The 2,733-nt window shown below is 44.5% G+C and carries 3 protein-coding genes; 1 reads left to right on the forward strand and 2 read right to left on the reverse strand.

Translation table 11 applies throughout. The features are described from left to right. Positions 1 to 43: 43 nt before the first annotated feature. Together KGB14_RS24300 and KGB14_RS24305 are read right to left on the reverse strand one after the other, a co-directional pair. The gene (locus KGB14_RS24300) at positions 44 to 463 is read right to left on the reverse strand and encodes an Exc2 family lipoprotein (RefSeq protein ID WP_001254967.1); all 420 of its coding nucleotides are present in this window, start codon (positions 461 to 463) and stop codon (positions 44 to 46) included. An 80-nt stretch (positions 464 to 543) separates the two neighbouring features. Beyond that, the gene (locus tag KGB14_RS24305; protein ID WP_000147848.1) at positions 544 to 930 is read right to left on the reverse strand and encodes a hypothetical protein; all 387 of its coding nucleotides are present in this window, start codon (positions 928 to 930) and stop codon (positions 544 to 546) included. Positions 931 to 1,240: 310 nt separating this feature from the next. Here KGB14_RS24305 and cea point away from each other — a divergent pair. Further along, on the forward strand, positions 1,241 to 2,733 hold a 1,493-nt coding region (cea, locus tag KGB14_RS24310), incomplete at its 3' end, for a pore-forming bacteriocin colicin E1 (RefSeq protein WP_223489190.1).

Below are 2,733 nucleotides of genomic sequence, written 5' to 3' on the forward strand. Positions count from 1 at the left end.
CGTTTTAGCGGTGCGTACAATTAAGGGATTATGGTAAATCCACTTACTGTCTGCCCTCGTAGCCATCGAGATAAACCGCAGAAATCGTGTCAGCCAGCAGCCTGGATTTTTTCGGGGTAAGGTCTTTGCTGCGGTAATCAGTACCCGCAAATTGAGTTGTGCCCCGGAGTGAGTTTAAAAATTCCTGGCTGTGAAACTGCTGAATGCGTTGTTGCACATCACTCCGTGATTTTCCTGTCGCTTTATCTTTAGCTCCCATATCCCAGAACTGCCGAAAAAAAGGCACCATCATTCGTGTTGTGTCGGCTTTTTGGGTGGAAAAGTTGGGATCAAAACCGTCATCAGAAGCATATACGTAATGCCGGGTATGTTGTTCCACGCTGCCCTTTGGGGTACAGGCTGTGAGAGCTACTGTTGCTGTTATCATGGCGATAAGACAAAGTTTGTTTCCGGTACGTCTCATGAGTGTCTCCCTACCTTAAAGTATTTATTCTCGGTGAGTTATTATCCGAAGACTATTTTATCATCAGTCTCTGACAGCGTTCAGCGACCGAACAACCTGGACCAGAATCCCCGTTTCTTTTCCAGTTCCAGTGCCTGCCTGAGCTGGGCTATCTCATTTTGTAGCTGTTCCCGTTCTGCTTCCTGGCGTCTGCGATCCATATCCTGTGCCTGTTTATCCTCAAGCATCAGCGTCAGGCATTGTTTCAGCTCATTCAGTTCCCGGAGAATGCGTTCTGTCTGCTGATCATGTGGATTTTCTGCATGTCCCTCACTGTGCCTTTCTGGTGTCTCATTCTGCTTTAATTCGCCGTATGCCCGGATCAGTTCACTGGTTTCAAACTCCCGTCGTCCGTCCCTGCCGGTACGGTAACTGACAAGGCCTGCGCGCATATCACGGTAAAACTGTGAACGCGATCTGCCTGTCATTTTTAGTGCGTCCCGGAGTGTGTGCCATGCCATAAAGTGACAGTGTCCCATAGATGTCTCATCTCATAGTTTCAGTAAAACATAATGAGGTCTGAGAACGGTAATGTTTGTGCTGGTTTTTGTGGCATCGGGCGAGAATAGCGCGTGGTGTGAAAGACTGTTTTTTTGATCGTTTTCACAAAAATGGAAGTCCACAGTCTTGACAGGGAAAATGCAGCGGCGTAGCTTTTATGCTGTATATAAAACCAGTGGTTATATGTACAGTATTTATTTTTAACTTATTGTTTTAAAAGTCAAAGAGGATTTTATAATGGAAACCGCGGTAGCGTACTATAAAGATGGTGTTCCTTATGATGATAAGGGACAGGTAATTATTACTCTTTTGAATGGTACTCCTGACGGGAGTGGCTCTGGCGGCGGAGGTGGAAAAGGAGGCAGTAAAAGTGAAAGTTCTGCAGCTATTCATGCAACTGCTAAATGGTCTACTGCTCAATTAAAGAAAACACAGGCAGAGCAGGCTGCCCGGGCAAAAGCTGCAGCGGAAGCACAGGCGAAAGCAAAGGCAAACAGGGATGCGCTGACTCAGCGCCTGAAGGATATCGTGAATGAGGCTCTTCGTCACAATGCCTCACGTACGCCTTCAGCAACAGAGCTTGCTCATGCTAATAATGCAGCTATGCAGGCGGAAGCAGAGCGTTTGCGCCTTGCGAAAGCAGAAGAAAAAGCCCGTAAAGAAGCGGAAGCAGCAGAAAAGGCTTTTCAGGAAGCAGAACAACGACGTAAAGAGATTGAACGGGAGAAGGCTGAAACAGAACGCCAGTTGAAACTGGCTGAAGCTGAAGAGAAACGACTGGCTGCATTGAGTGAAGAAGCTAAAGCTGTTGAGATCGCCCAAAAAAAACTTTCTGCTGCACAATCTGAAGTGGTGAAAATGGATGGAGAGATTAAGACTCTCAATTCTCGTTTAAGCTCCAGTATCCATGCCCGTGATGCAGAAATGAAAACGCTCGCTGGAAAACGAAATGAACTGGCTCAGGCATCCGCTAAATATAAAGAACTGGATGAGCTGGTCAAAAAACTATCACCAAGAGCCAATGATCCGCTTCAGAACCGTCCTTTTTTTGAAGCAACCAGACGACGGGTTGGGGCCGGTAAGATTAGAGAAGAAAAACAAAAACAGGTAACAGCATCAGAAACACGTATTAACCGGATAAATGCTGATATAACTCAGATCCAGAAGGCTATTTCTCAGGTCAGTAATAATCGTAATGCCGGTATCGCTCGTGTTCATGAAGCTGAAGAAAATTTGAAAAAAGCACAGAATAATCTCCTTAATTCACAGATTAAGGATGCTGTTGATGCAACAGTTAGCTTTTATCAAACGCTGACTGAAAAATATGGTGAAAAATATTCGAAAATGGCACAGGAACTTGCTGATAAGTCTAAAGGTAAGAAAATCGGCAATGTGAATGAAGCTCTCGCTGCTTTTGAAAAATACAAGGATGTTTTAAATAAGAAATTCAGCAAAGCCGATCGTGATGCTATTTTTAATGCGTTGGCATCGGTGAAGTATGATGACTGGGCTAAACATTTAGATCAGTTTGCCAAGTACTTGAAGATTACGGGGCATGTTTCTTTTGGATATGATGTGGTATCTGATATCCTAAAAATTAAGGATACAGGTGACTGGAAGCCACTATTTCTTACATTAGAGAAGAAAGCTGCAGATGCAGGGGTGAGTTATGTTGTTGCTTTACTTTTTAGCTTGCTTGCTGGAACTACATTAGGTATTTGGGGTATTGC

The sequence above is a fragment of the Pseudomonas sp. A-RE-19 genome, from assembly GCF_019956555.1.
Taxonomy (GTDB): domain Bacteria; phylum Pseudomonadota; class Gammaproteobacteria; order Pseudomonadales; family Pseudomonadaceae; genus Aquipseudomonas.

What these genes read in the sequence shown, in the direction of transcription:
- KGB14_RS24300 (WP_001254967.1), bottom strand. Translation starts at nt 463, where the DNA reads ATGAGACGTACCGGAAACAAACTTTGTCTTATCGCCATGATAACAGCA.
- KGB14_RS24305 (WP_000147848.1), bottom strand. Translation starts at nt 930, where the DNA reads ATGACAGGCAGATCGCGTTCACAGTTTTACCGTGATATGCGCGCAGGC.